Source organism: Curtobacterium sp. MCBA15_001, assembly GCF_001864835.1.
Lineage (GTDB): Bacteria > Actinomycetota > Actinomycetes > Actinomycetales > Microbacteriaceae > Curtobacterium.
The window spans coordinates 262,255-288,301 of record NZ_MJGI01000021.1 but is presented as its reverse complement, the minus strand read 5'-3'; the positions used below and the strand labels follow the sequence as shown (position 1 = coordinate 288,301).

Annotated in this window: 27 protein-coding genes; 14 read left to right on the top strand and 13 right to left on the bottom strand. The window is 71.6% G+C overall.

The window, feature by feature from the left end; translation table 11 throughout:
- The first annotated feature begins 32 nt into the window (after nucleotides 1–32).
- Nucleotides 33–422, top strand: coding sequence for a hypothetical protein (locus BIU90_RS07845; RefSeq protein WP_071299653.1), 390 nt, complete (start codon nucleotides 33–35; stop codon nucleotides 420–422).
- 180 nt (nucleotides 423–602) lie between these two features.
- Here the strand turns inward: BIU90_RS07845 and BIU90_RS07840 are convergent, their stop codons facing one another.
- The gene (locus BIU90_RS07840; protein WP_071299652.1) at nucleotides 603–2,153 is read right to left on the bottom strand and encodes an FAD-binding oxidoreductase; all 1,551 of its coding nucleotides are present in this window, start codon (nucleotides 2,151–2,153) and stop codon (nucleotides 603–605) included.
- A 22-nt stretch (nucleotides 2,154–2,175) separates the two neighbouring features.
- The gene (locus BIU90_RS07835) at nucleotides 2,176–2,703 is read right to left on the bottom strand and encodes an acyl-CoA thioesterase (protein ID WP_071299791.1); all 528 of its coding nucleotides are present in this window, start codon (nucleotides 2,701–2,703) and stop codon (nucleotides 2,176–2,178) included.
- A gap of 130 nt (nucleotides 2,704–2,833) precedes the next feature.
- On the opposite strand from BIU90_RS07835, the gene BIU90_RS07830 reads away from it, so the two are divergent.
- Nucleotides 2,834–3,820, top strand: coding sequence for an aldo/keto reductase (locus tag BIU90_RS07830; protein ID WP_071299651.1), 987 nt, complete (start codon nucleotides 2,834–2,836; stop codon nucleotides 3,818–3,820).
- 70 nt (nucleotides 3,821–3,890) lie between these two features.
- Here the strand turns inward: BIU90_RS07830 and BIU90_RS07825 are convergent, their stop codons facing one another.
- The 5 genes from BIU90_RS07825 to BIU90_RS07805 all read right to left on the bottom strand — a co-directional run bounded on the left by BIU90_RS07825 (nucleotide 3,891) and on the right by BIU90_RS07805 (nucleotide 8,541).
- On the bottom strand, nucleotides 3,891–4,373 hold the full coding sequence (locus BIU90_RS07825) for an FBP domain-containing protein (RefSeq protein ID WP_071299650.1): 483 nt from the start codon (nucleotides 4,371–4,373) through the stop codon (nucleotides 3,891–3,893).
- Between the two features lie 162 nt (nucleotides 4,374–4,535).
- Complete coding sequence (locus BIU90_RS07820) at nucleotides 4,536–5,222, bottom strand: SAM-dependent methyltransferase (RefSeq protein ID WP_083403786.1); 687 nt, start codon at nucleotides 5,220–5,222, stop codon at nucleotides 4,536–4,538.
- A gap of 26 nt (nucleotides 5,223–5,248) precedes the next feature.
- A complete protein-coding gene (locus BIU90_RS07815; protein WP_217640900.1) occupies nucleotides 5,249–6,130 on the bottom strand; it encodes a helix-turn-helix transcriptional regulator in 882 nt (293 codons plus the stop codon).
- Between the two features lie 185 nt (nucleotides 6,131–6,315).
- Nucleotides 6,316–7,581 (bottom strand): hemolysin family protein, encoded by a 1,266-nt coding sequence (locus tag BIU90_RS07810; protein WP_071299649.1) that lies wholly within the window; start codon nucleotides 7,579–7,581, stop codon nucleotides 6,316–6,318.
- A 69-nt stretch (nucleotides 7,582–7,650) separates the two neighbouring features.
- Entirely contained in the window at nucleotides 7,651–8,541 is an 891-nt protein-coding gene (locus BIU90_RS07805) for a M23 family metallopeptidase (protein WP_071299648.1), read from the bottom strand.
- Nucleotides 8,542–8,634: 93 nt separating this feature from the next.
- Between BIU90_RS07805 and BIU90_RS07800 the strand changes: the two genes are divergently transcribed.
- Nucleotides 8,635–9,129 (top strand): hypothetical protein, encoded by a 495-nt coding sequence (locus tag BIU90_RS07800; protein WP_071299647.1) that lies wholly within the window; start codon nucleotides 8,635–8,637, stop codon nucleotides 9,127–9,129.
- 35 nt (nucleotides 9,130–9,164) lie between these two features.
- On the opposite strand, the gene BIU90_RS07795 is transcribed toward BIU90_RS07800, so the two are convergent.
- Nucleotides 9,165–10,868 (bottom strand): sodium:proton antiporter, encoded by a 1,704-nt coding sequence (locus BIU90_RS07795; RefSeq protein ID WP_071299646.1) that lies wholly within the window; start codon nucleotides 10,866–10,868, stop codon nucleotides 9,165–9,167.
- On the bottom strand, nucleotides 10,865–11,140 hold the full coding sequence (locus BIU90_RS07790; RefSeq protein WP_071299645.1) for a hypothetical protein: 276 nt from the start codon (nucleotides 11,138–11,140) through the stop codon (nucleotides 10,865–10,867). Before BIU90_RS07790 ends, BIU90_RS07795 begins: the two co-directional genes overlap by 4 nt.
- A gap of 169 nt (nucleotides 11,141–11,309) precedes the next feature.
- Between BIU90_RS07790 and BIU90_RS07785 the strand changes: the two genes are divergently transcribed.
- On the top strand, nucleotides 11,310–13,520 hold the full coding sequence (locus BIU90_RS07785) for an NADP-dependent isocitrate dehydrogenase (RefSeq protein ID WP_071299644.1): 2,211 nt from the start codon (nucleotides 11,310–11,312) through the stop codon (nucleotides 13,518–13,520).
- Between the two features lie 218 nt (nucleotides 13,521–13,738).
- Here BIU90_RS07785 and BIU90_RS07780 read toward each other — a convergent pair whose 3' ends face one another.
- The gene (locus tag BIU90_RS07780) at nucleotides 13,739–14,197 is read right to left on the bottom strand and encodes a DUF3817 domain-containing protein (RefSeq protein WP_071299643.1); all 459 of its coding nucleotides are present in this window, start codon (nucleotides 14,195–14,197) and stop codon (nucleotides 13,739–13,741) included.
- A 100-nt stretch (nucleotides 14,198–14,297) separates the two neighbouring features.
- Between BIU90_RS07780 and BIU90_RS07775 the strand changes: the two genes are divergently transcribed.
- Genes BIU90_RS07775 through BIU90_RS07765 form a run of 3 tightly spaced genes read left to right on the top strand, consistent with a single transcriptional unit; the run spans nucleotide 14,298 to nucleotide 17,322 of the window.
- Complete coding sequence (locus BIU90_RS07775; protein ID WP_254786974.1) at nucleotides 14,298–15,413, top strand: Gfo/Idh/MocA family protein; 1,116 nt, start codon at nucleotides 14,298–14,300, stop codon at nucleotides 15,411–15,413.
- A complete protein-coding gene (locus BIU90_RS07770; protein WP_071299642.1) occupies nucleotides 15,410–16,162 on the top strand; it encodes a ThuA domain-containing protein in 753 nt (250 codons plus the stop codon). Before BIU90_RS07775 ends, BIU90_RS07770 begins: the two co-directional genes overlap by 4 nt.
- Entirely contained in the window at nucleotides 16,159–17,322 is a 1,164-nt protein-coding gene (locus BIU90_RS07765; protein ID WP_071299641.1) for a PP2C family protein-serine/threonine phosphatase, read from the top strand. The genes BIU90_RS07770 and BIU90_RS07765 overlap by 4 nt, the downstream gene beginning before the upstream one ends.
- 104 nt (nucleotides 17,323–17,426) lie before the next feature.
- Here the strand turns inward: BIU90_RS07765 and BIU90_RS07760 are convergent, their stop codons facing one another.
- Nucleotides 17,427–18,482, bottom strand: a complete 1,056-nt coding sequence (locus BIU90_RS07760; protein WP_071299640.1) for a hypothetical protein — start codon at nucleotides 18,480–18,482, stop codon at nucleotides 17,427–17,429.
- A gap of 39 nt (nucleotides 18,483–18,521) precedes the next feature.
- On the bottom strand, nucleotides 18,522–18,956 hold the full coding sequence (locus tag BIU90_RS07755) for a hypothetical protein (RefSeq protein ID WP_139195169.1): 435 nt from the start codon (nucleotides 18,954–18,956) through the stop codon (nucleotides 18,522–18,524).
- Nucleotides 18,957–19,122: 166 nt separating this feature from the next.
- Between BIU90_RS07755 and BIU90_RS07750 the strand changes: the two genes are divergently transcribed.
- The 7 genes from BIU90_RS07750 (at nucleotide 19,123) to BIU90_RS07720 (ending at nucleotide 25,250) form a co-directional block, all read left to right on the top strand.
- Complete coding sequence (locus BIU90_RS07750; protein WP_071299638.1) at nucleotides 19,123–19,998, top strand: aminoglycoside phosphotransferase family protein; 876 nt, start codon at nucleotides 19,123–19,125, stop codon at nucleotides 19,996–19,998.
- Nucleotides 19,999–20,057: 59 nt separating this feature from the next.
- Nucleotides 20,058–20,669, top strand: a complete 612-nt coding sequence (locus tag BIU90_RS07745; RefSeq protein ID WP_071299637.1) for a hypothetical protein — start codon at nucleotides 20,058–20,060, stop codon at nucleotides 20,667–20,669.
- On the top strand, nucleotides 20,666–21,358 hold the full coding sequence (locus BIU90_RS07740; RefSeq protein ID WP_083403785.1) for a DinB family protein: 693 nt from the start codon (nucleotides 20,666–20,668) through the stop codon (nucleotides 21,356–21,358). Before BIU90_RS07745 ends, BIU90_RS07740 begins: the two co-directional genes overlap by 4 nt.
- A gap of 207 nt (nucleotides 21,359–21,565) precedes the next feature.
- Nucleotides 21,566–22,213 carry an ABC transporter permease gene (locus tag BIU90_RS07735; RefSeq protein ID WP_071299787.1) on the top strand — a complete coding sequence of 216 codons (648 nt, stop codon included), beginning with the start codon at nucleotides 21,566–21,568 and terminating at the stop codon, nucleotides 22,211–22,213.
- On the top strand, nucleotides 22,200–23,462 hold the full coding sequence (locus BIU90_RS07730; protein WP_071299636.1) for an ABC transporter ATP-binding protein: 1,263 nt from the start codon (nucleotides 22,200–22,202) through the stop codon (nucleotides 23,460–23,462). The genes BIU90_RS07735 and BIU90_RS07730 overlap by 14 nt, the downstream gene beginning before the upstream one ends.
- Nucleotides 23,455–24,252, top strand: a complete 798-nt coding sequence (locus tag BIU90_RS07725) for an ABC transporter permease (protein ID WP_071299635.1) — start codon at nucleotides 23,455–23,457, stop codon at nucleotides 24,250–24,252. Before BIU90_RS07730 ends, BIU90_RS07725 begins: the two co-directional genes overlap by 8 nt.
- On the top strand, nucleotides 24,249–25,250 hold the full coding sequence (locus BIU90_RS07720) for a glycine betaine ABC transporter substrate-binding protein (protein WP_071299634.1): 1,002 nt from the start codon (nucleotides 24,249–24,251) through the stop codon (nucleotides 25,248–25,250). The genes BIU90_RS07725 and BIU90_RS07720 overlap by 4 nt, the downstream gene beginning before the upstream one ends.
- 134 nt (nucleotides 25,251–25,384) lie before the next feature.
- Here the strand turns inward: BIU90_RS07720 and BIU90_RS18275 are convergent, their stop codons facing one another.
- Nucleotides 25,385–26,014: a TetR/AcrR family transcriptional regulator gene (locus BIU90_RS18275; RefSeq protein ID WP_071299633.1), complete on the bottom strand. Its 630-nt coding sequence runs from the start codon at nucleotides 26,012–26,014 to the stop codon at nucleotides 25,385–25,387.
- Nucleotides 26,015–26,047: the final 33 nt, after the last annotated feature.

Here is a 26,047-nt window from a genome sequence, read left to right as displayed (position 1 = left end):
GGTCCACAGGGACCACGAAGGGAACACACACCATGAGCACATCGTCGAGGTCGGGTCGTCCGACCACGGTCACTGTCTCCTACGTCCTCTGGCTCGTCACGGTCCTGCTCGGGCTGATCAGCGGCGTCATCGCGCTGTTCTCCGGCGGCGGCGCGAACGCCCAGGCGCAGAACGTCGGCGGCCTGGTCATCGCGAGTGCGGTCGTTGCGATCATCATCGCGCTGGTTCAGCTGTTCATCGTCTTCAAGATGCGCGACGGCCGGAACTGGGCACGCATCGTGCTGCTCGTCCTGGCGATCCTGCAAGTCGTCTTCGGCATCGCATCGTTCAGCATCTTCGGCACGATCGGCCTGATCGCCGTGATCATCGCCACCGTCCTGATGTTCCTGCCGTCCTCGAACGGCTACTTCCGCCGCGGCTGACCAGCCCGACCGGCTGGCCCCGCGCGGGACCGGCCCGCGTGACGGACTGATTCGCGCAACCGGAAGCACGCGACACCACGCAGTCCCGTGGTGCCGCGTGCTTTCCGTTGTGCGGACGCACACCGCGCCAGCCGGCCGCGCCGCGCGCGGCCGCGCTCCGCCGGCGCCGCGCAGCCCCGCTCAGACCCAGTGCGGCTGGGCGAACACCCCGTGGGGGTCGGCCTGCTCGGCGATGCGGTGCAGACGCGAGGTGTTGACGTCGAAGTACGCGGACGGATCGGTGATCGCGGCATCGCAGTAGTTCGCGTACGCGGCGTCGCCCCACGCCGGCTGCATCGCCCGCCGGAACCCGCGGACGTAGTCGTCGTAGGGCGCCGGGTCGCTGCCGTCGGCGAAGACCGCGGTGTACTGCACGGTGCAGAGCGCCGACCGCCACGGGAACGGCGTCTCGGTCCGCCCGACCTCGGCGACGACACCGCCCAGGGCATCGAGCGCGACACCGCCCTCGCGCAGCCCCGAGACCTTCCCCGCTGCCGCCGCCTGCTGCACCAGGACGTCGATCTGCGCGTCGGTCAACGCGGCCGTCCCGATCGACGAGGTCGCGGACTGCGAGACCCGCTCGGGCTTCCCGCCGAGCTGCGACATCGCTTCGCCGTAGCTCATGTCGGTTGCGGTATGTGTCGTCGGCTGCACTCCGACGGCCGCGATGAAACCATCGACGGAGGTGTCGGCTCCCGACTTGTCACCGGTCCAGGTGCCGGTGATCGTGACGGTGGGAGTACTGTGTCGCGTGCCGGCCAGCAGCTTCAGCGTCGACCAGAGCTTCGGGTCGGCCTTCGGCGCCCAGGCCTGCCAGGCGCGGACGACCGCGGCGGCGGCCGAGAACGGGAAGACGATGGTGAAGAGCAGGACACGGGGCGCGGGCTGTGTCCGGAAGGTCATCGCGGTCACGACACCGACGGTCCCGCCGCCACCCCCGCGGCTCGCCCAGAACAGGTCCGGGTCCGTCGAGGCCGAGGTCTCGTGCACAGCGCCGTCCGCCGTCACCATCGTCACGCCGGCGAGTTGGTCGGCCGTGAGCCCGAACGAGCGGACGAGGACGCCGACGCCCCCGCCGAGCGTCAGGCCGCCGATGCCCACCGTCGGGCACGACCCGGCTCCGATGGCGCGGCCAGCCTGCGCCAGCGCGGCGTACACGTCCGCGAGCTGGGCACCCGGGCCGACCGTCACGGAGTCCCCCGACACCTGGATGCCGTCGAGGTCCGCCGTGCTGATGACGAGCGACCGAGGGACGTCCGTCCCCGGAGCGCCGCCGGCGGACCACCCCGTGTACGAGTGACCGCCCGCCCGGAGGGCGACCGGGGTGTTCGTGTTCCGCGCGAAGGCCAGTCCCGCGGCGACGTCGTCGGTGTTCGCGACCCGGAGGATGCCCTGTGGGTCGGCGTCGTCGTACCGCGGGTTCTCGAGCACCCGTGCGCTGTCCCAGCCCTGCGAGCCGGACCGCAGCAGCCTGCCCGACGTGGCCGCGGCCAGGGCATCCCACGACGTCGGACCGCCGGACGCACTCGGGGAGCCGGACGGGCCTCCCGACGGTCGTCCCGATGCCGACGGCGAGCCGGACGGCGTGGGTGCTGGGCCGCTGCACGCGGCCAGGACACCCGCGATGCCGATCCCCACGCCCCCGGCGATGAGTCCTCGGCGGGTGGTGCTGCTGCTCGTCGGTTCGCTCACCGGACCTGTCTACCCCCGCGGGCTACTCCGCCGTCGAGCTGATGCGGACGGCTCCGGCCCAGTCGTGCACCCACGCCGGCAGGGTCCGGTCCTCCGGAGCGCCACCCAGGGCCTCCATGAGCTCCTCCGTCGACACCGTCCCACCGCTCGTGCGCAGGAACCGCGCCTGCACGACGGCCCGCGCCACGACCGCGCCCCGGCGCGTGAAGGTCTGCTCCATGTAGGCGGACCGTTCGTCCACGCCGAGCACCCGCGTGACGAGCTCGAAGCGCTGCCCGAGCGTCAGCGACCGCTTGTACGTGATCGTCTGGGCGGCAACGACCGGGTACCAGCCGCGGTCCGTCAGCGACTGCCAGAACCCCGACCGGAGCATCAGGTCCATCCGCCCGAGGTCGAGCATCGACAGGTACTTGCCGTTGTTCACGTGCCGCAGGGGGTCCAGGTCGGTCAGGGTCACCCGGAACGGCGTCCTGGCCTCGTCCCACAACGACAGCGGGCGTGCCCGTCGGGTGCGCAGGCGCAGCAGGAGCAGGCGGAAGTACAGGTTCACGGACCCGATCAGACCAGACGTGCCGCGCTCGCCCCCGAGACCTTGGAGGATCCGCACCAAACGTCGTCCGAACCTGACCGGTACGACCGGTGCCTCCCTCCAAACGGCACGGCCGGAGTAGACCGGAGCCATGCAGACACGCAAGCTCAGTGACCTCCACGTCGGTGCCCTCGGACTCGGGACGATGGGGATGAGCGCCTTCTACTCGGGCGCTGGATCGGACGACGACGAGTCGGTGCGCACCATCCACCGCGCGATCGACCTCGGCGTCACGCTGTTCGACACCGCGGAGATGTACGGCCCCTACACGAACGAGGAACTGCTCGGCCGGGCCCTGCAGGGTCGTCGGGACGAGGTCGTGGTCGCGACGAAGTTCGGCCTGGTCCACCACACCGCCGGCGAGACCGAGCCGCCCACCGAGCGCGGCATCAGCTCCGCCCCGGAGTCCGTCCGCGAGGCGCTCGAGGGCTCGCTCCGCCGCCTCGGCACCGACCACATCGACCTCTTCTACCAGCACCGCGTCGACCCGGCGATCCCGATCGAGGACGTCGTCGGCCAGCTCGCCGAGTTCGTCCAGGAGGGCAAGATCCGCCACATCGGGCTCTCCGAGGCAAGCGCTGCGACCATCCGCAAGGCCCACGCCGTGCACCCGGTCACCGCGCTGCAGAGCGAGTACTCGCTGTGGACCCGTGACCCCGAGGGCGAGGTGCTCGACACGCTGCGCGAGCTCGGCATCGGCCTGGTGCCCTACTCGCCGCTCGGCCGCGGGTTCCTGACGGGTGCGATCACGAAGCCGTCCGACCTGGACGCCGACGACTTCCGCTCGCAGAACCCCCGGTTCCAGGAGGAGGCGTTCGCGTCGAACATGCGGATCGTCGACGAGGTCAAGCACGTCGCGGACGAGGTCGGCGGCACCCCGGCGCAGGTCGCGCTGGCGTGGCTGCTCGCCCAAGGCGACGACATCGTGCCGATCCCGGGCACCAAGCGCGTCAGCCGGCTCGAGGAGAACGTCGGGGCCACCGACCTGACGCTCTCGGCGGAGCAGGTCGCGCGCCTGTCGGCGCTGCCGGCGCCGACAGGCGACCGCTACCCCGACATGTCGACCATCGGCCGGTAGTCCACACCGATGACGGACTGGAGGCCCGGTGCCAGCTGGCACCGGGCCTCCCGTCCGACATCCAGCGGGTCTAGACCTCCGCGGCGAACCCGGCCGCCCGCAGCTGCAGGTCCTCGATGCGCCGGAGCCGCGCTGCCTGGACGTCGTAGCCCTCGTAGGCGGGCGGCGGCGCCTTGCGGACGTTGCGCGAGCACTGGAAGTCCTGGCACACCAGGGTGCCGACGGTGTCGCCCTTGCGGCCCGCCGGACCCGAGCGCTTGGCGCTGTAGAAGACGACGTCGTTCGGCAGCCGGACGTCCTGGCACCACGAGCACTGCGCCCGCGAACGCGGTGAGGCCTCGGCCTGGCGGAACAGGATCCCGACGAGGGTTCCGTCGAGGGTGGGCACGACGGCGTACGCGCGTCGAGCGGCCTTCGGGTCGCGCCAGCCGAGGAAGTCCAGGTCGTCCCAGACGACCGCCTCGAGGTCGGTCGGCATCGTGACGTCGCTGACCTCCTTGCGCGATGCGTTGACGAAGGACGCGCGGATGGTGGTCTCGCTGATGGGCAGCATGGTGTGAGCCGTTCTGTGGTGCCGTCCGGGGCGCACACGGGCACCACGCCGGACGGGGAGTCTGAGCAGGGGTCGACGAGTCCGGCCGTGTCGGACGACACAGCCAGGGGCGTCAGGCCCTGATGCCGGCGTGGAAGCCGACGACCTCCTCGGAACGGTGGATCACGACTCCAGCGTACGACCCGTTGTCAAGAGCACCACCGAGCCGTCGTACGTCGGCTGGACGCGCAGCCGCCCGTGACGGTCGTCCCAGGCGCCGGACTCCAGCGCCGTGCGGAGTGCGGCGACCGCGCGCCGGGCTGTCATCTCGTCGACCAGTCCCCAGGCCGGGTCTGCTCGCCGCACGTCGGCGTCGAGCAGCCGCTCCGGCCGCGCGTAGTAGGCCTCGGCGAAGCCCTCGACGCTCGTGAAGGGCACCGGCAGGCGGGTCGTCGTGACGTCGTCCCCGAGGGCTGCGGCGATGCGGTCGAGCGCGGGGTGTCGTGCAGCGTCGGCGGCCACGACCTCGGGCGCGTACGCCGACAGCCAGTGTGCGGCGATGCGCTCGGGGTCCCGCGTGAGCACCGCGACCGGCCCCCTCGTCGCGGCGCGCACCGCAGCGAGCCCTCGCTCGAGGTCGGGCCAGTCCTGCACGCAGAACGCCACGACGGCGCCGTCCGCGGCCGGCAGGGCCTCGTCTGCGGCGGGCGGGGCGTCGTCCGGTGCCTCGACGGTGCGGACATCCGCGGAGGCCGGCGCGTACCGGGCGCTGCGAGCACCGAGAGCGAGCACCGTGCCGACGTCGCCGAGGGCCTTGGCGACCGCGCGGGCGAAGGCCGGCTCGGCGCGAGGGGTGCGGTCGACGCTCACGCGGTCAGCCTACGGCGCAGCGTGCTTCAGGCCTCGGCGGCGACCTGCTCGGCACGCTCCGTCGCGGCCCAGCTGCCGAGCAGCACGAGCGACCGAGCGGACTCGGAACCGGGCTCGGCGCTGTAGGTGAACATCGTCAGACCAGGGTCCGCGACGAGCTCCAACGCCTCGTAGTCGAGTTCCAGGTCGCCCACCACCGGGTGGTTGATCCGCTTCTTGCCCGCACGGTGCAGTCGCACGTCGTGCTCCGCCCACCAGGTGCGGAACTCCTCGCTGCGGGTGGACAGCTCTCCGACGAGCGTGACGAGTCCGGGCTCGCAGGGGTTCGCGACGGCGGCAGCGCGGAGGATCGCCACCGAGTCCCGCGCGGTGCGGGGCCAGTCGACGAAGAACGTGCGGGCGGCGGGGTCGAGGAACGTGAAGCGCGCGGAGTTCACCGGGCGCCCGGGGCCGGCGAACATCGGCGCGTACAGCGCACGGCCGAGGTCGTTCGCGGCGAGGACGTCGCCACGCTCGTTCCGCACCCACGCTGGAGCGCCCGTGATGGCGTCGAGCAGCCGCTGCACGCCCGGACGGATGCGCGTCGGCATGGTCTTGTGCATCATCTTCACGCCGGAGTTCGCCAGGCGCGCGAGGTCCCACAGGTGGGTGCGCTCGTCCTCGTCGAGCTGGAGCGCACCGGCCAGACCCTCGAGCACGCTGTCCGAGACGCCCTTGAGCGTCCCGCGCTCGAGCCGCGTGTAGTAGTCGACGCTGACGCCCGCGAGCATCGCGACCTCGTGCCGCCGCAGTCCCGGGACCCGTCGCACGCCACCGCCGAACGTCGGCATGCCGGCCTGGTCGGGGGTGATCCGCGCCCGCCGCGAGGACAGGAAGTCACGGATCTCGTTGCGTACGTCGATGCCCATGCCGGCAAGGCTACGTCGTGCGGCCGGACGTCCGGCAGGTACCAGCGTGACCACGGAACGGACTGGAGGCCCGTGGCGACGCCGCCACTGGGCCCACGTCCGCCGGTTCCACACCGACGCGCCAGCGGCGGGGTGGCCGTGTCGGATGGGGAGCCTCCAGTCCGCCTGTGGTTGCTGACCGACGGTCAGGACCCGACCTTGTCCGCTCGCGTCACGATCGCGACGCGGGCCACGCGGTGCCCGTCCATCCGGGTGACCTCGAGCCGGTGCTCGCCCACCTCGACGACGTCGCCGACCCGCGGGACGCGGTCCAGGTGCACCTGGACCAGGCCACCGACCGTCTCGTAGTCGCCGTCCGGCAGGACGGGGCCGCCGTCGGCGACCAGGTCCTCGAGCACGGTGGCTCCGTCCACGTCCCCGGTGTCGACCACGTGTGCTGCGTCGTACTCGTCACGGATCGGGCCGACCAGGTCCTCGAGCAGGGCCTCGAGCGTGACCATGCCGGCGCTGCCGCCGTACTCGTCGACGACCAGGGCGATCTGGGCGCCCGTCGTGCGCATCTCGGCGATCGTGCTCGAGAGCGACTTCGTCTCGGGGAACGCGACGATCGGTCGGGCGATGGTGGTGATCGCCGCGGTGGCGTCGGCCGGACGCAGCAGGTCGCGCAGGTGCACGAAGCCCTCGACCTGGTCGCGCGAGCCGTCGGTGACGACGTACCGGGTGTGGCCGAGGTCGAGCGCGCGGTCGGTGGCGTCGGCGATGCTCTGCGCACCGTCGAGCGTGGCGACGTCGTACCAGGGGCGCATCGACTCGCGGAGGATCCGGCCCTGGGCGTCCAGCGCGCTGCGGGCGATGCGGCGGCCCTGCTCGTCGATGGCGTCGTGGTCGGACACCAGGCCCCGGAGTTCCTCGGTGCTCATGGACTCGCTGCGGGCATCGGGGTCGCCGCCGAGCAGTCGGACGACCGCGTCCGTGCTCTTCGACAGCACCCAGATCGCCGGGCGCATCAGGACGGCGAACCGCTCCAGGGTCGGGGCGACCGCCATCGAGAAGCCCTCGGCGCGCTGCAGGGCCAGGCGCTTGGGCACCAGCTCGCCGAACACGAGCGACAGGTAGGCGATGACCAGCGTCATCGCGACCAGCGCGACCGCTTCTGCTGCGCCGCGGTCGAGGCCCAGGCCGATGAACAGCGGCGCCACGTCCGGGGCGATCGAGGACGCACCGTAGGCGGCGGAGAAGAACCCGGCCACGGTCACGCCGATCTGCACGGCCGACAGGAACCGGTTCGGGTCACGGCCGAGGGCGGCGACGCGAGCGCCTCGGGTGCCGCGGCGTTCGAGCTGCTGGAGCTGGGACTCGCGGAGTGACACCAGGGCGATCTCGGCCGCGGCGAACACCCCGCCGACCAGCACGAAGACGACGACGAGAGCGAAGGCCAACCAGGTGTCCACCCTGTGATCCTGCACAGGTTCCCTGGGCAGTGGTGGCGCAGGCGCTGGGAGACCGCCCCGCGTCTGTCGCTACAGCGAGCGGCCGGTGTGCGTCTCGATCCAGGCGCGCGGGTCGACGGGCAGCGAACCGTCCATCAGCACCTCGAGGTGCAGGTGCGCCCCGGTCGAGACCCCGGACGAGCCGACCTTGCCGATGAACTCCCCGGCTTCGACCTTCTGCCCGACGGTGACCGGCGAGGAGCCCGGGATCATGTGGCCGTACAGCGTCGAGACCTTGCGGCCGTCGATCACGTGGTCGATGATCACCGCACTGCCGTACGAGAAGTACGTGCCCGAGACACGGACGGTCCCGGCGGCGACGGCACCGATGGGCGCGCCCATCCCGGGGTTGAAGTCGAGGCCCTGGTGCTGCGACGAGCACGCGGCGCACGGTGCGGACCGGTACCCGAAGCCCGAGCTCATGCGGACCGGAGCGGGGAACGGCGAGCGGACCTCGCCGCCGTAGACCACCGCGGCGTCGGGGTCGGTCGTGACGACCTTGTTCCCGCCACCGATCGTGAAGCCGTCGCGCGAGGTGGTGGCGGTGGCGACGGCCTGGGTGACGGCGTAGTCCTGGGTCCGCACGATCGGCGCGAGCGTCGACGTCGCGGCGGAGGTCCCGGCGCTGGCGTGGGCCGGCATGGCGGACGCGGCGAACATCGCGACGGCGGCGGCGGCGCTGGTCAGGGTGAGGCGGCTCGTGCGACGGCGTGCCCGGGCGGCCTTCGCGGCGCGGACGGGCTTGGCGGCCTTCGCGGCCCGGACGGGCTTGGCGGCCTTCGCGGGCTTGGCGGCCTTCGGGGGTTTGGCGGGTTTCGCTGCCTCGGTGGCCGCGGCGCGCTCGGCCGCGAGGGCAGCACGACGCGACAGGTGCACAGTCGGAGTGGTGTGCTGCTGGTCTGCGTCGCTGGGAATCGTCATGGCCGCAGACCATTCTGCACGAAGCTGTCCGGTTGTACAGCCCCCAGGCGGGATCAGTAGCGTGGGGACCCGAGCGAGCGGAAGGACCCCCCGATGGCCCGTACGCCCCGGGAACGGCACGAACCCATCGACCTGCAGCGCGCCGAGGTCGTGCTCGCAGGCACGCAGGAACTCCTGCCGGTGCTGCGGGTCGCCGCGGTGCGCGCCGGGGTCGATGCGGCACGGATGCGGGTGGTCGGCGTCGACGACCTCCCCGATCCCTCCGAGCGCGCCGAGGCCGAGCTCGCCGTGATCGCGATCCGCCGCCCGGGCGATGACCCGGCCTTCCACCGCGCGCACGAGGCCGCCGACCTGATCGCTCCGCTGCTGACGCCGCACGCGGTCCGCATCGTCATCACCGTCTCCGGTGCGACCCGGCTCGTCCCGAAGCTCGAGAGGACCCTGACGTCCGAGGTGCTGCACCAGATCGGTGCGGCTTCGGCGCCGTCGGGCTTCCGCCGGCCGTTCCGCACGATGCGGCTCCGCCTGGGCCTGGCGGCACTGCAGGCAGCCGGTGTGCGGGTCTTCCGCATCTCGATCGGCCACTGACCCGAGCGGTCGGGACCCGGCGGCCCACGCGACGGTCAGCCCGTCGGACCGCCCCGCAGCTCGAGGGCGATCTGTTCGGCGTCCAGGTTGCCGAGCACCGACTCCAGCACCTCGGCGTCGAACGTGCCCTCGTCCCGCGCGTCGAGCAGGACCGACCGCTGGGCGTCGAGGACCTGCAGCCGGCGGACCTTCTCGCGCCCGAACCAGGCGCGGAGCTCGGCGGGGTCGGACGCCTCGAGCTCCTCGCGCGTCCGGGCGTTCGTCGTGGCGTCGTCGGCGCTCGCCGCGGTCACCTGCTCGGCAGCGCTCCGCATCAGCTCCAGCAACCGGCCTCGCTCCTCGGCGTCGCGGACCGCGTCGTCGGGTGCGGGCGGGCTGATCCGGCGCAACAGCGGCCCGATCGTGCCGCCCTGCAGCAGCAGCGACAGCCCGGCGACCGCGAACGCGACGAACACCAGCAGGGACTTCTGCGGCGTCCCGGCCGGCAGGGTCTGGGCGGCGGCGACGGTGACCGCACCGCGCATCCCGGCCCACACGACCGCGGTCCCCTCGCGCCACCCGAGCGGTGCGGCGGCGAAGTAGCGGATGTCCGCCAGGACCTGCCGCACCCGGGTGCCGAACCGCTCGAGGTCGCGCTCGCTCGGCGGCCGGTTGCCGAACCGGTGGTCCTGGACCGCTCGACTCGCCGCCTCGCGGTCCCCGCTCCGGTACTCCTCGAGTCGCTCCTGCAGCCGACCCTGACGTCGGGCCCGTCGTGACAGGCCGAGCAGCAGCGGGACGACGTAGGCCGTCCGCACGAGCACCGTGAGGACCAGGGCGCCGACGGCGATGAGCAGGGCCGGGACGACGCCGGCGTGGTCGCGCTGCACGTCGGCGACGATGGACGCGAGCTCGAGGCCCATCACCAGGAACACCGCGCCCTCGAGCACGAACGCGACGGTGCCCCAGTTCTGCGCGTCCGACAGTCGGTGCGTCGGCGGCAGGACCCGGGGCGCCCGGATCCCGGTGACCAGGCCCGCGACGACCGCCGCCACCAGGCCCGAGGCGCGCAGGTGCTCGGCCGGCAGCGAGGCGACGAACGGCACCGCGAACGACAGCGCCGTGTTGACCGTGGCGTTCGACACCCGCGACCGCACCCACAGGTTCAGCCACCCGACGACCAGGCCGATCGCCACCGCCACGACCACCGCGTAGGCGAAGTCCCCCACGGCACCCCAGAACGAGAACGACGCGGCACCGGCGACGATCGCCGTGCGCAGGATCACGAGCGCGGTCGCGTCGTTGAGCAGGGACTCGCCGTCCAGTATCGCGACCACTCGACGGGAGACCGACGTCTGCTTGACGATCGAGGTGGCCACGGCGTCGGTGGGGCTGACGATCGCGCCGAGGGCGATGCCCCACGCCAGACCGAGACCCGGCACCACGAGCGCGAAGAACAGTCCGAGCACGACCGAGCTCGCGACGACGAGCACGACCGACAACCCGCTGATCGCGCCGAACTCCCGCCGGAAGTTCATCGTCGGCATCGACACCGCCGACGCGTACAGCAGCGGTGGGAGCACCCCGGCGAGGATCAGCTCGGGGTCGATGTCGGCGTCCGGGATCCACGGCACCAGGCTGGCGACGATGCCCACCGCGACGAGCACGAGGGGCGCGGCGATGCCGATGCGCGGGCCGAGCACGGCGGCGCCGGCGATGACGAGCAGTCCGAGCAGCCCGCCGACGAGGAGTCCTGTCACACCCCCAGGGTGGCACCGAGCGGGGTCGCGATGAGTGCGACGCTCCCCACGACCACCGCGAGGGCGAGCGCGCCGCTGCCCACGACGGACCACGGTCGACGTCGACGGGGTGCTTCCACCAGCCACGGCCCGCTGCCGTCGGGGTCGTACGAGTACGGTCCGGACCCGTCCGGCGCGTAGCGGAAGGGCCCGCTGCCGTCCGCGGCCCAGGCGGAGCGGAGGTCCTCAACGGTCCACCCGGAGTCCTCGGGACGACGACGTGGTGCTGACATGGTGGCTCCTCTCGACACGTCCATTGCACGACCGCCCGCCAAGCGCCGGCAGTGAGGTTCCTGGACCTCGTCTGGAAGTCCGGATGCTCCATGTATCTTGATGTCGAGACATCGCCGACCACGAGTACCGTGGAGCCACCGACGTGCGAACAAGGGAGTACCCGCCAGCATGGCCAAGATCATCTACACCCTCACCGACGAGGCACCGTTCCTCGCCACCCACTCCTTCCTCCCCGTGATCCAGGCGTTCGCCGGCACTGCCGGTGTCGACGTCGAGACGCGGGACATCTCCCTCTCCGGCCGGATCATCGCGCTGTTCCCCGAGCGGCTCACCGACGAGCAGCGACTCGACGACGCGCTGGCCGAACTGGGCGACCTCGCCGGGACGCCCGAGGCGAACATCATCAAGCTGCCGAACATCTCGGCCTCGATCCCCCAGCTCAAGACGGCGATCAAGGAACTGCAGTCGCAGGGCTACGACCTGCCGGACTACCCGGACGAGCCCTCGACGGACGAACAGCGCGAGACCCGCGCCCGCTACGACAAGGTCAAGGGCAGCGCCGTCAACCCGGTCCTGCGCGAGGGCAACTCGGACCGTCGTGCCCCGCTGTCGGTCAAGAACTACGCCCGCAAGCACCCGCACCGCATGGGTGCGTGGAGCTCGGACTCCAAGACCGAGGTCGTGACGATGGGCGTCGACGACTTCCGCTCCAACGAGCAGACCTGGGTCGCGCCGGCCGACGACACCCTGACGATCACGTTCGTCGGCGCCGACGGCCACGAGCAGGTCCTCAAGCAGTCGATCCCCGTCCTGGCCGGCGAGGTCATCGACGGCACCGTCCTGCACGTCGGGCCGCTCGAGCAGTTCCTCCGCGCACAGATCCAGCGCGCCCAGGACTCTGGGCTCCTGTTCTCGGTGCACCTCAAGGCCACGATGATGAAGGTCTCCGACCCGATCATCTTCGGGCACGTCATCCGGGCGTTCTTCCCCGACGTGTTCGACCGCTACGGCGCCGACCTCGCCGCTGCCGGCCTGACGCCGAACGACGGCCTCAACTCGATCCTGACCGGGCTCGACGCGCTGCCGAACGGCGCGGAGATCAAGCAGGCCTTCGCGGACGGCATCGCCGCCGGACCCGAGCTCGCGATGGTGGACTCGGACAAGGGCATCACGAACCTGCACGTCCCGAGCGACGTCATCGTCGACGCGTCGATGCCCGCGATGATCCGCACCTCCGGCCACATGTGGGGCCCGGACGGCGACGAGCACGACACCGTCGCGGTGATCCCGGACTCCAGCTACGCCGGCATCTACCAGGCCGTGATCGAGGACTGCAAGGCCAACGGCGCCTTCGACCCGTCGACCATGGGCTCGGTCCCGAACGTCGGCCTGATGGCGCAGAAGGCCGAGGAGTACGGCTCCCACGACAAGACCTTCGAGGTCCCCGGCGACGGCACCGTGCGCGTCACGAACGCCGCCGGCGACACCGTCATCGAGCACCAGGTCGCCCAGGGTGACATCTGGCGCGCGTGCCAGACCAAGGACGTCGCGATCCGCGACTGGGTGAAGCTCGCCGTCACCCGCGCCCGCGCCAGCGCGACGCCGGCCGTGTTCTGGCTCGACCAGACCCGTTCCCACGACGCCGCCCTCATCGAGCTCGTACACCGGTACCTCGGCGAGCACGACACCGACGGGCTGCAGATCGAGGTCCTGTCGCCGGTCGATGCGATGCACTTCTCGCTCGACCGTATCCGCCGCGGCGAGGACACGATCTCCGTCACGGGCAACGTCCTCCGCGACTACCTGACCGACCTGTTCCCGATCATGGAACTCGGCACCTCGGCGAAGATGCTCTCCGTCGTCCCGCTGCTCGGCGGTGGCGGCCTGTTCGAGACCGGTGCCGGCGGGTCTGCGCCGAAGCACGTGCAGCAGCTCGTGCAGCAGAACTACCTGCGCTGGGACAGCCTCGGCGAGTTCCTGGCCCTGGCGGTGTCGCTCGAGCACCTCGCCGGCGTCACGGGCAACGCCCGCGCACGCATCCTCGGCGAGACGCTCGACCGGGCGACCGGGACCTTCCTCGAGCAGGACAAGTCCCCCGGCCGCAAGATCGGCACGATCGACAACCGCGGCAGCCACTTCTTCCTGGCGAAGTACTGGGCCGAAGAGCTCGCGGCGCAGACCGAGGACACCGAGCTGGCAGCGGCGTTCGCCGAGATCGCCGGTACGCTCGGCGAGCAGGAGCAGACGATCGTCGACGAACTCGTCGCGGTCCAGGGCTCGCCCGCGGACATCGGCGGGTACTACCGCCCGGACGACGCCAAGACGAGCGCGGTCATGCGCCCGTCCGCCACGCTGAACGCGGTGCTGGCCGCGCTGTAGGCGCGCCACTCCACAGACAGGAGGCCCGGTGCCAGCTGGCACCGGGCCTCCCGTCCGTCACGTGGTCGCGCCCGGCGCATGCTCTCGCCCCCCAGGTTCCAGAATTCCGGCATCTCGGACGAGCGCACCGGTCGGTGCTGGAACCTCGGCAGACCTGAGCGGCAAGTCGTGCGACCTCGAGGAGTCGGCCGGGGACCGCTCGAGGAGGTCGCGCCCGGTCAGCGGGACGGGACGGGCGGGCCGAGCGTCAGCAGGACCGCGAAGACCACCGCGACCAGCACGATGCCGACCAGCGCGGCCACGAACGGGTGCGCCACGACGGCGAACAGCAGGCGGTCGAGCGGACCCGGACGCGCGCCGAGGTCGGGCGATCGACGCCAGGGACCCTCGAGCATGCCGCGTCGGGCGACGCCGGACTCGAACGGCAGCGTCGTGTAGGGCACGATCGCACTCGCCCAGCCGAGCGCCGTCGTACCGAACGACCACCGCTGGTTCACCGCGACCACCGTCGCCACGACCAGGTACGCCAGGAACACGAAGCCGTGGACGCTGCCTCCGATGCGCACCGGTAGGTCGCCCAACCCGAGCGCGTACTTCATGAGCATGCCCACCAGGAGCATCGTCCAGGTCACGAGTTCGGCCACTGCGAGGGCGCGGAACAGGGATCGTGGCGTCATGGTCCCATCGTCGCGGACACCACATGTCCATCGGCCGTGCAGCAGGCAACACGCCGCAGGTCGTATCGATTCGACCCGGGCCTCGGGTAGCGTCGGAGCCATGTCGATGACGACCAACACGACGACGGATCCGACCCGCACGCTGCGCGTCGGGGTGGTGGGGCTCGGGTTCGCCGGGACCACGCACCTCGATGCCTACACGGCCCTGCCCGGAGTCGAGGTGGTGGCGCTCGCAGGGCAGGAACCCGCACGACTGGCGGAGCTCGCCGAGTCCCGGCACGTGCCGAACCGGTACGAGGACTGGCAGGACCTGGTCGCCCGCGACGACCTCGACATCGTCTCCATCGGCGTGCCGAACGCGCTGCACCACCCGATCGCGGTCGCTGCGCTCGAGTCCGGCAAGCACGTCTTCTGCGAGAAGCCGCTCGCGACGACCGGCGACCAGGCGCAGGAGATGGTCGACGCCGCAGTGCGCAACGACCGCGTGCTCGAGGTCGCATACAACCACCGTCGCCGCGCCGACGTGCAGTTCCTGGCGGCCCACCTGGCCCAGGGCGATCCGCTCGGCCACGTCTACCACGCCCGTGCCAGCTGGCTCCGCCGTGCGGGCATCCCGGGCATCCAGAGCTGGTTCGCGAACAAGGAGACGGCGGGCGGTGGGCCGCTCATCGACCTCGGTTCGCACGTGCTCGACATCGCGCTGCACCTGATGGGCGAGCCCCGCGTCGTGACCGCGTCGGCGGTGACCTACAACGAGCTCGGCAGCGCCGGCCGTGGCGGCAGCAGCCGGGGTCCGGTCTCCGCCGCGACCGGCCGCCCGTTCGACGTCGAGGACTTCGCGAACGCCCTGCTGCGGTTCGAGGACGGCTCGAGCCTGCAGCTGCAGGCGAGCTGGGCGAGCTACTCCAAGGACGCCGAGGACATCGAGGTCGAGCTGCTCGGCTCGACCGGTGGCGCCCGGCTGTTCGTCCGGAACTACGCGACCGAGGGCACCGTGACGCTCTACTCCGAGGAGCAGGGCGTCCCGACCGTCACCCGACCCGCGGTGGAGGTCCCGTCGGGGCACCACCAGCGGGTCATCGAGGAGTTCATCGCGACGATCCGCAGCGGCCTGCACGACGGCCACCACGGGGAGTTCGCGCTGCACCGGAGCCGTGTCGTCGACGCGATCTACGCGTCCGCGGCTGCCGGGCACGAAGTGGAGGTGCAGGCGTGACCAACATCGTCGTCTGGAACGAGAACGTGCACGAGAGCCGCGGGGACGCGGTCGTCCTCGGGCACTACCCGAACGGCATCCACACCGTGGTCGCCGACGCCCTGCAGCAGCACCACCCCGATGCCTCCGTGTCGACGGCGACGCTGCAGGAGCCGGAGCACGGCCTGACCCAGGAGCGCCTGGACGCCACCGACGTGCTGTTCTGGTGGGGTCACGTTGCGCACGACCAGGTGTCGGAGCAGGTGGTGCAGCGCGTGGTCGACGCCGTGCACGCGGGCATGGGCCTGGTCGTGCTGCACTCCGGGCACTACTCGCTGCCGTTCAAGCGCCTGATGGGCACCACGTGCTCGCTGAAGTGGCGCAACGACGGGGAGCGCGAGCTGGTCTGGACGACCGCGCCCGAGCACCCGATCGCCGAGGGCGTCCCGCACCCGATCGTCATCGACCGGCAGGAGATGTACGGCGAGTACTTCGACATTCCCCGCCCGGACGAAGAGGTCTTCCTGTCGACGTTCGCGGGTGGCGAGGTCTTCCGCTCGGGTGTTGCCTACCGCCGCGGCCGCGGACGGGTGTTCTACTTCTCGCCCGGCGACCAGGAGTACCCGGTGTACCACCACCCGGACATCCAGCGGGTCCTGGCGAACGCGGCCGGCTGGGCGGCGCCCACCACGGCGCGGCAGACGCTGACAGCGGACCCCCACCCCCGGGACTGGTTCCTGACCGCGGGTACGGGTAGACAGGACGGGTGACCACCACCACGGATCAGAGCTCCACCCGCAGGACCGCTGCCGTCGAGGCCCTCGGCATCCTCGGCAGCGGTCCCGAGGAACGGTTCGACCGGATCACCCGCATGACGCAGCAGGCGTTCGGGGTCCCGCTGAGCTTCCTCAACCTGGTGCACCACGACGTCGTCACCGCACAGTCCACGCAGGGCTGGCAGCAGGGCGGGAACGCACCCGCTGGCGAGGTCTTCTGCTCGGTGACCGTCATGCACGACGGCCCGGTCGCTGTGACGGACGCGACCCTCGACCCGCGCTTCCGTGACATGGCCGCCGTCCGCGAGCAGGGCATCCGCTTCTACGCCGGGGCGCCGCTCGCGATGCCCGACGGCACGCAGGTCGGCACGCTGTGCATCATGGACGCCGTCCCGCGCACCCTGACGGCCGAGGAACTCGAGCTGCTCACCGACCTGGCCCGCTGGGCGGAACGGGAACTCGGGCAGGCGATGGACCGGGACCGCGTGCGGAAGGTCCTGGTGGGCATGACCCCGGATCCGGTCGACGTCCCGGGACACGACCTGCGCGTGGTGTCGTCGGCGCGTGCGGACTCGGGCGACGTCGCGGACTGGCGGATGGCCGAGGACGGCACGCTCCGACTGACGGTCGGGTCGGTGTCGGCCGTGGGGCGCGCCGCCGCACTGCTCGCCGCGACCATCCGTGCCGCCGTCGTCGCTCGGACGGACGCGGATCTCGGGTCGGACGGCCCGGCGCTCGAGACGCAGATCGGTGACGACCTCGACGCCTCGGCGGCCGTCGGGTCGCTGTTCCACGCACGGGTCGACCCGGCGACCGGACGGCTGGTCTACGTCGACGCGGGCCACGGGCTGGCGCTGCACGTCCGGGCAGACGGCTCGTCCACCGTCCTGCAGACCCTCGACCTGCCGATCGGCCTGCAGCGCGGGGTCGGGCGCACCCACGTCGAGCTGACCCTGGCGCCGGGCGACCGGTTCGTGCTCTTCACCCGGGGCGTCCTCGCGCTCCAGGGGCTCGGGGACGTCGCCGCGGTGGCCGCCCTCGCGGTCGGTGCCGGTGCCGACTTCGCGGACCGGGTCCAGGCGCTGCTGCCGACGGCGCCGGACGCCGACGTCACCGTCGCGGTGCTGACCCGCCACGCGACCTCCGCGGGCTGACGGAAGAACGGCTCGAGACCGAGGAACGGCCTGGGACCGACGAACGACCTGAGACCGACGAGCGGGGCGCCGACCACCGGTCGACGCCCCGCTCTCGGTACTGCCTACTTGCTCGGTCGGACCGTCAACGGTGCCGAAGCGACCCCGTCGACCTCCTGCACGAGGGCGACTACGGGCTCGGCGCCGTACGGCAGGTCGATCCGGATGACGAGCGAACCCGTCGACGAGAACTCGCCCTTCGTCTCGACACCGCGCGCGTCGGTGAAGACCGCCTCGGCGCCGGCGACACCCTTCGCGTTCACGACCATCCAGTGGACGCCGTTCCGGTTGAACTCGTGGACCGACCCGAGCTCGGGTCGGGCGATGGTCTCGTCACCGGTTCCCACGGAGAACTCCGGGTCGACGGGGCCGGGTGCCTCGACGACCGTCGAGTCGGGCTGGCCGCTGCCGACCGTGAAGGCGGTCGGGTCGGAGGCGACGTTCTTCGCGTCGACCACGACGGCGGTGTAGGTGACAGCGCCGCGCAGGTCGGAGTCGTCGAACGTGAGTGCGGTGGAGCCGTGCTCGTCGAGGTACTTCGTGACGGAGACCTTGCCGTCCGCGGCGAAGGTCTTCAGCTGTCCGTACGGCACGCCGCTGGTGAACTCCACGGTCGTCGTGGTGCCCTCGTGGCTGACCGAGACCTCCGGCGCGGTCGGTGCACCGGTCTGCGGCGTGCCCTCGAGCACGTGCACGGTCACCGGGCGGGACGTCGCCGAGCGACGCGAGCCGTCCTTGCTGTAGGCGACGGCGGTCAGGGTGTGATCACCGACCGGCAGCATGTGCGGCATCGCCGTGCACATCCAGGCGGTCGACTGACCGGCGGTGGCGCCCGAGTCGCAGACCTCGGCACCGTTCTCGTCCGTGACGACGACCTTCTTGTTCTTGAACCCGGTCGCGCCCGCCACGCTGCCGATGCTGATGCCTTCGGAGCTCCGGACCGACACCTCACCTGCGGCGTTCGAGCCGCTGCCCACGAGGTTCCACTGGCCGTTCCCACCGACGCCCTGGATCTGTGGGGTCTTGACCGGCTGCGCGGGAGCGGCGTTCGCGGCGGCTGGCAGCGCGACGGCGCCGAGGAGCGCCAACGCGATGATGCTCGGGATGTACTGCTTCTGCAAGGGGGTCCTGCTTCCTTCATGAATGAAGAATGCAGAATATCAGTGATGAACCGAGGAGCCGGACGGCCGTGTGAGCGCCACCACGAGCAACGTCCCGAGCAGCCCGAACCCGCACAGCTCGATGCCGAGTCCGGCCAGCTGCCAGTAGGCACTCCCGACGTGCTGCGGCTGGGTGATCGCGTCCGGCCACCACGCCTCGATGAGCGGGAACGAGCCCGGGAACGGGTCGATCGCGAACCAGGCGAGTCCCCCGAGCAGCATCACGACGCCGAGGGCCGCCATCACCACTCGCCGTCCGCGCAACATCCGCACGACGAGCGCTGCGGCGACGGCGGCGAGACCGAACACGGCGACGGCGAACGCCGCCACGAAGGCACCCTGCGGCACGAGCGTGAACCAGTCCAGCACCGCGATCGGCACCAGGAGCCACCGCCCCGTCCGTGCCCATCGCACCGGGGCCCGCCAACCGTCCATGGCCGGAACCGTAGGGCACCGTGCCTGACGGGAGCCGGTGAAGGGCCGAGCGCGGGTCGTGAGCCCCCCCAGCGAAGCCCACGCAACCGACCCTGTGAAACTAGCAAGGACTGCTCATCTTCCGCACGCCCCCGTTCACGGGAGGCACCCGGGCTAGCCTGACCCGATGCCGACCCCCGCCGCCGAGCACGACGTGGACGCTCCCCTCGTCCGGGCGCTGCTCGCCGACCAGCACCCCGACCTGGCAGCCCTGCCGCTCGAGGTCGTCGCGAACGGCTGGGACAACGTGGTCGTCCGGCTCGGGGACACGCTGGCCGTCCGACTCCCCCGCCGTGCGGCGGCCGCCCAGCTCATCGAGCACGAGCAACGCTGGCTCCCCGTGCTCGCCCGGCAGGTCGCCGCGGTCGTGCCCGTCCCGGCACCCGTCCGCACCGGCCGTCCTGCCCTGGGCTACCCGTGGTCGTGGAGCATCGTGCCCTGGCTGCCCGGCACCCCCGCCGGCGAACGCATCGGCGGGGTCGCGGTGGCCACGGCGCTCGCCGACTTCGTCCGGCTGCTGCACGTCGCGGCGCCGCCGGACGCGCCGGTCAACCCGGTCCGGGCGGTCCCGCTCGCCACGCGGAGCGCGGCCGTGCTCGAGCGCCTGCGGACGTCGGGCGTGCCCCGGGCCGGCGAGCTGGCCGCGCTCTGGCGGGCCGCAGCGGCGGCGCCGACCCACACCGGGCCTCCCGTCTGGGTGCACGGCGACCTGCACCCGTTCAACCTGCTCGTGGACCCCGGTGTCGACGGCGACCGCCTGTCCGCCGTCGTCGACTTCGGCGACGTCACCGCGGGCGACCCGGCCGTCGACCTGGCGACCGCCTGGCTGACGCTCGGCCGGGAGGCCCGGGCCGTCTTCCTGGAGCGCGTCGCGGTCGACGACGCCACGCGCCTGCGGGCCCGTGGCTGGGCCGTGTCCATCGGTTCGGCCCTGTGGACCAGCGACGACAGCGCGTTCCGGACGGTCGGTGTGCGCGGGACCGAAGCGGCTCTCGACGGGTGAGCCGAACGGGGTTATCGTCACTCCACACCATCCGTGCACGTGAAGATCGGAGGGGCCTGATGACCCTCGAGTTCCGCGTCCAGCACGACGTCGACACCGACGCCGCTCCCTCCCCGTCCTCGCCCGCCCGCTCCCGGCTCCGCGGTCTGCTCGACCGCCTGGCAGCCCGTCGAGACGCTGCCCGGGTCCGCCGTGCCGAAGCCGAGATGCTCGAGCTCGCCGACCTCGGACGCCTGCTGTCCGGGGCGCGCGGGGTGATCGAGCGTGGGTGGATCCAGCACGCGTGGTTCGCCTACGTGGACGAGAAGGGCCGGACGCGCAAGGCGTCGAGCGCCGCGGCGATGGACGTGGCCGGACGCCCGCTCGTCGGCGCGTGCCTGGTCGGAGCCGTCGTGTACGCCGCTGGCGGGCCGCACGCCGTGCACTCGATGCCCGTGCAGCGGGCGCTCGACGTCGTGTGGCACGCCATGGCGGTCGACGAGGGCAAGCCCGTGCTGTGGTGCCCCGCGCCGGACGTCCGGATGGGCCGGGTCCGCGACCTGACGACCTGGAACGACGCACCGACGCGCTCGTCCGCCGAGGTCGCAGGGCTGCTGCTGACGGCCGAGCGCGTGGCCGTGGCGGAGTCGGAGCGCATCCGCGCCCGGACGGTGGCACGATCGGACGCATGAGCGACCTGACCGAGGACCCGCCGGCGGTACAACCGGCGGTCTCGCACGACTCCCTCGTCGCATCGGGGAACGCCGGGCTTGCCGACGAGGGCCCCTCGGCGGACCCCGATGCGATGAAGCACACCCTGCACCGGTACCTGCAGAAGCACCGGGCAGCGCTGCTCGGCAAGCTCGACGGGCTCGCCGAGCGACAGGCCCGGTGGCCGGTGACCCCGACGGGGACGAACGTCCTCGGGCTGGTCAAGCACGTCGCAGCGGTGCAGGCGGAGTACTTCGGGCGCGTGTTCGACCGGCCGCTCCCGGATCCCCCCGCCTGGCTCGACTCCGACGACGACCGGGACATGTACGCGACGCTCGACGAGACCGTGGCCGACATCGTCTCCTTCCACCACGCCAGTGCGGCTCACGCGGACGCGACCATCGCGGCGCTCGACCTCGACGCCCCCGGGGTGGTGCCGTGGTGGCCCGAGGAACACCGCCACGTGACGCTGCACCGGGTCCTGGTGCACATGGCGTACGAGACCGCGCGGCACGCCGGGCACGCGGACATCGTGCGCGAGATGCTCGACGGGCTGGCCGGTGACGGCGACGGGAACCTGGCCGAGAAGTCGCCGGACGAGTGGCAGGCGTGGCGGGACCACCTGGTCGACATCGCGGAGCGGGCGGGACTCCGGAGCGCGGGGCTCTAGCCGACGCTGGTGCGGGATCGTTACCGTTCTCCCAGGCTCGGCGGACGATGACCCCTCTGACCAGGGGTTCCTGACTTCGCGATTCCGCAGGAAACGGCGCCTCCGGACAGTTGTGGTTGTACAACTAGCGCTCGCGATGGCTAGCTTTGGCGGCACCTGTGCCCCGCTCCGAGGGCCGACATGCCGACCCGGAAGGAGCCCGACCCCGTGTTCCAGTACGTCGTGGACCGTTCGGACCAGATCTGGTTCGCATCGTGGCAGCACTTCTCACTGGTCGTCCAGTGCACCGTGCTCGCCACCGTCATCGCCGTGGTGCTCGCAGCACTCGTCTACCGCAACCCACGCCTCCGATCACTCGCGAACGAGGTGTCGACCATCGGGTTGACGCTGCCGTCCTTCGCCGTGATCGGCCTGCTGCTCGTCCCGCTCGGGTTCGGCGTCGTGCCGTCCGTCGTGACGATCACGTTCTTCGCCGCCCTGCCGATCCTGCGCAACGCCGTGGTCGGACTGAGCGAGATCTCCCCCGCCGTCGTCGAGTCCGCGCGCGGCATCGGCATGGGCCGGTTCCGCACGCTCGTGCAGGTGGAACTGCCGATGGCGTGGCCGATCATCCTGACCGGCGTCCGGGTCTCCGCGCAGATGGTGATGGGCGTGGCCGCAGTGGCCGCCTACGCCCTCGGCCCCGGGCTCGGCGGCTTCATCTTCTCCGGCCTGTCCCGCCTCGGCGGCGCCAACGCCCTCAACTCCGTCGTGGTGGGTGTGGTGGGCGTCGTCCTGCTCGCCCTCGTCCTCGACCTGCTCCTCCTCGGCCTCGGCCGACTGACCACCTCGCGAGGTATCCGTGTCCAGCACTGACCTGACCAGCACCACCGACGGTGACGTCACCGGCCGCAGCATCCTGCTCGACACCGTCACGAAGCGGTACGCCGGCCAGGCGAAGCCCGCGGTCGACGGCATCACACTCGAGATCCCGAAGGGCAAGATCGTCATGCTCGTCGGCCCGTCCGGCTGCGGCAAGACGACGACGCTCAAGATGATCAACCGCCTGATCGAGCCCACCGAGGGCCGGATCGTGGTGGGCGACGACGACGTGACGTCGATCGACGGCGACGAGCTCCGCCGCCGGATGGGCTACGTGATCCAGGCCGGGGGGCTCTTCCCGCACATGACGGTCGCGGCGAACATCGCGATCGTTCCGAAGATGCTCGGCTGGTCCAAGGCGAAGATCGCCGCCCGTGTCGACGAGCTGCTCGACCTGGTCTCGCTCGACCCCGACACCTACCGTGACCGGTTCCCCCGTGAGCTCTCCGGTGGACAGCAGCAGCGCGTCGGCGTGGCCCGCGCTCTGGCAGCCGACCCGCCCGTGCTGCTGATGGACGAGCCCTTCGGTGCCGTCGACCCGATCACGCGCCAGCGGCTGCAGGACGAGCTGCTGCGCATCCAGGAGGAGCTGCACAAGACGATCGTCATCGTCACGCACGACTTCGACGAGGCCGTGAAGCTCGGCGACTGGATCGTCATCTTCTCCGAGGGCGCGCACATCGTGCAGTACGACACCCCGGAGCGGATCCTGGCCGAACCGGCGAACGAGTTCGTCGAGAACTTCATCGGTTCCGGCGCCGGCCTCAAGCAGCTCACGCTGAACCGCGTGCGCGACGTCGAGGTCGTCGATGCCGTCACATGCTCGCCGGGTGAAGAGGCGAAGGCCGTCCTGCAGCGGATGCGCGAAGCGGGCGGGCACGGGCACGCCGTGGTCGTCGACCGACGCCAGCGCCCGATCGGGTGGCCGTCCCGGCGCCAGCTCGAGCGCCTGGAGCGCATCCTCGAGGGCATCGAGCCGAACCTGCCCGTCGTCGGCGAGGCCGCGACCCTGAACGACGCGCTCGACACCATGCTCGTCTCGAGCGCCGGGGCCGCCCTGGTCACCGGGCGTCGTGATGCGTTCCGCGGGGTCATCACCGTCGAGACCGTCATGGACGCGATCACCCGCTCCCGTGCGGCCGCGGCGGAGGAGCAGGCGTACACCCCGGTCGGGACGAACACGAACCCGATCGAGACGATGCCCGCCAAGGAGTCCGTCGGGACGGGAGCTGCGCATGACTGACGTCCTCGCAGATCCGACGGCAGATCCGACCGCCACGCAGGAGCGGACCAAGCGCTCCGCGCGCAGCGGCTCGTGGAAGCCGCTCGTCATCCAGCCGGTCGCCATCCTGGTCGTCCTCGGCGCGTTCGCCGTCTGGCTGGCCACGGCCGACCTCACCGCGACCGAGCGTTCGACGCTCAACCCGGCGGACCTGCTCGCGCTGACGTGGCAGCACGTACTGCTCACCGTCGTCTCGACGCTCATCGTGCTCGTCATCGGCATCCCGCTCGGGATCGTCCTGACCCGCGGCGCGCTCCGACGGGCCAGCGGGGTCATCCTGGCGATCGCGAACTTCGGGCAGGCGGCACCCGCCATCGGCCTGGTCGTCCTGCTCGCCTTCTGGCTCGGCTTCTCGTTCTGGGCAGCCGTCATCGCGCTCGTCCTCTACGCGATCCTGCCGGTGCTGCGGAACACCATCATCGGCATCGAGAGCGTCGACGCCCGGCTGGTCGAGGCCGGCCGGGGCATGGGCATGAGCGCGTTCGCCGTGCTGCTCAAGGTCGAACTGCCGCTCGCCGTGCCGGTCATGCTCGCGGGCATCCGCACCGCCCTGGTGCTGCTCGTCGGGTCCGCCGCGCTGGCGACGTTCATCGGCGCCGGGGGACTCGGGCTCCTCATCACCACCGGCGTGAACCTGTTCCTGCCCAAGGTGCTGGTCTCCGGCGCGCTGCTCATCGCGCTGCTGGCGCTCTCCATCGACTGGATCGGCCGCATCGTCGAGACCGTCGCCCGACCGAAGGGACTCCGATGAAGCGCCGCAACCGCCGCGTCGCCGCGACGCTCGTCGCCGGGGCCGCCGCCCTCGCCCTGACCGGCTGTGGCCTGCAGCCCGCCACCTCGTTCGTGCCGGCCGCCGCGCCGGGCACGATCGAGAAGATCGACGACCTGCCCGACGGCGCCCACATCACCGTCACGTCGAAGAACTTCACCGAGCAGCTCGTGCTCGGCAAGATCGGCGTGCTCGCTGCCAAGGCCGCGGGCTTCGACGTCACGGACGAGACGAACGTGCCGGGCAGTGTCGCGGTCCGCCAGCTCATGACCGGCCACGACGCCGACATGACGTACGAGTACACCGGCACCGCCTGGCTGACCTACATGGGGCACAAGGAGGGCATCCCGGACAAGCAGGAGCAGTACCAGGCGGTCAAGGACGAGGACGCCGGCAACGGTCTCACCTGGCTGCCGCCCGCGCCGATGAACAACACGTACGCGTTCGCGGTCCGCAAGGAGGCGGTGGACGAGCTCGGGGGCATCACGAAGCTGTCGCAGATCGCCGACCTGCCGAAGGACCAGCGGACGTTCTGCGTCGAGTCCGAGTTCAACTCCCGGGCCGACGGCTTCAAGCCGATGCTCGAGCAGTACGGCCTCGAGCTCGGTGGGTCCGGTGACAACGGCATCCCGAAGGGCAACGTCGACATCCTCGACACCGGCACCGTCTACACGGCGACGGACCGTGGGAAGTGCAACTTCGGCGAGGTCTTCACCACCGACGGCCGCATCAAGTCCCTCGGGCTGTCGGTGCTGCAGGACGACGAGGGGTTCTTCCCGGCGTACAACGTCGCCCCGGTCCTCGACAGCGCCACGCTCAAGGAGTACCCGCAGCTGGCCGACGTCTACGACCAGATCTCCCCGAAGCTCACCGACGCGGTGCTGCAGGAGCTCAACCGGCAGGTCGACGTCGAGGGCCGCGAGCCCGCCGACGTCGCCTTCGACTGGATGGTGAAGGAAGGCTTCATCACGAAGGCCTGACGCGTCGCCGTCTCCTCCGCAGAAGCGACAGATCGCGCCCGAGTTCCGGGCGCGATCTGTCGCTTTCGCGACTGGGTCGCGACCACAGGACGGACGGGAGGCGCGTGGCGGCACAGCCACGCGCCTCCCGTCCCTCAGGCGGCGCTGATCCGAGCCGCCGTGTCGCGGATCAGGGCGGTCACCGCCGCCCGGACGTCGTCCGGATCGGTGCCCTCGTGCCGGACCGCGCTGCGGAGCGCGGTCATCACCATGCCGAGCAGCATCTCCGCGGCCTGCGGGGTCGCTGCGTCCGGACCCCACGCCGGATCCCGCTCGAGCACGGTGCGGACGGCGCCGGTCATCGCCTCGGCGACGGTCGTCATCCGGCTCACCTGGCGGCGCATCAGCTGCGGGAAGCGCACGAGCACCGCCTTCCGTGCCTCACGCTCGCGGTCGTCGCCGAACGTCTCACCGAACACCAGGAACGCCAGGTCGACCACGGCCTGGGCCGCCGGACGCCCGGCGACGGCACGCAGGTGGGCGTCCAGCGTCTCCGGTGACAGGTCGAGTTCGGTGTGCCCGAGGACCGCGTCCTCCTTGCTGTCGAAGTAGTTGAAGAAGGTGCGCGGCGAGATGTCGGCGCGTGCGGCGATCTGCTCGATCGTGGTGCGGTCGATGTCCTGCTCCATCGCCAGCGACCTGGCCGACTCCGCGATCCGGTGCCGCGTCTCGATCCGCTTGCGGTCGCGGAGACCGAGTGCAGGGGTCGGGACGGGCTCGCTCATGGCACGACTGTAACCGGAACGTCACAGTCTCTA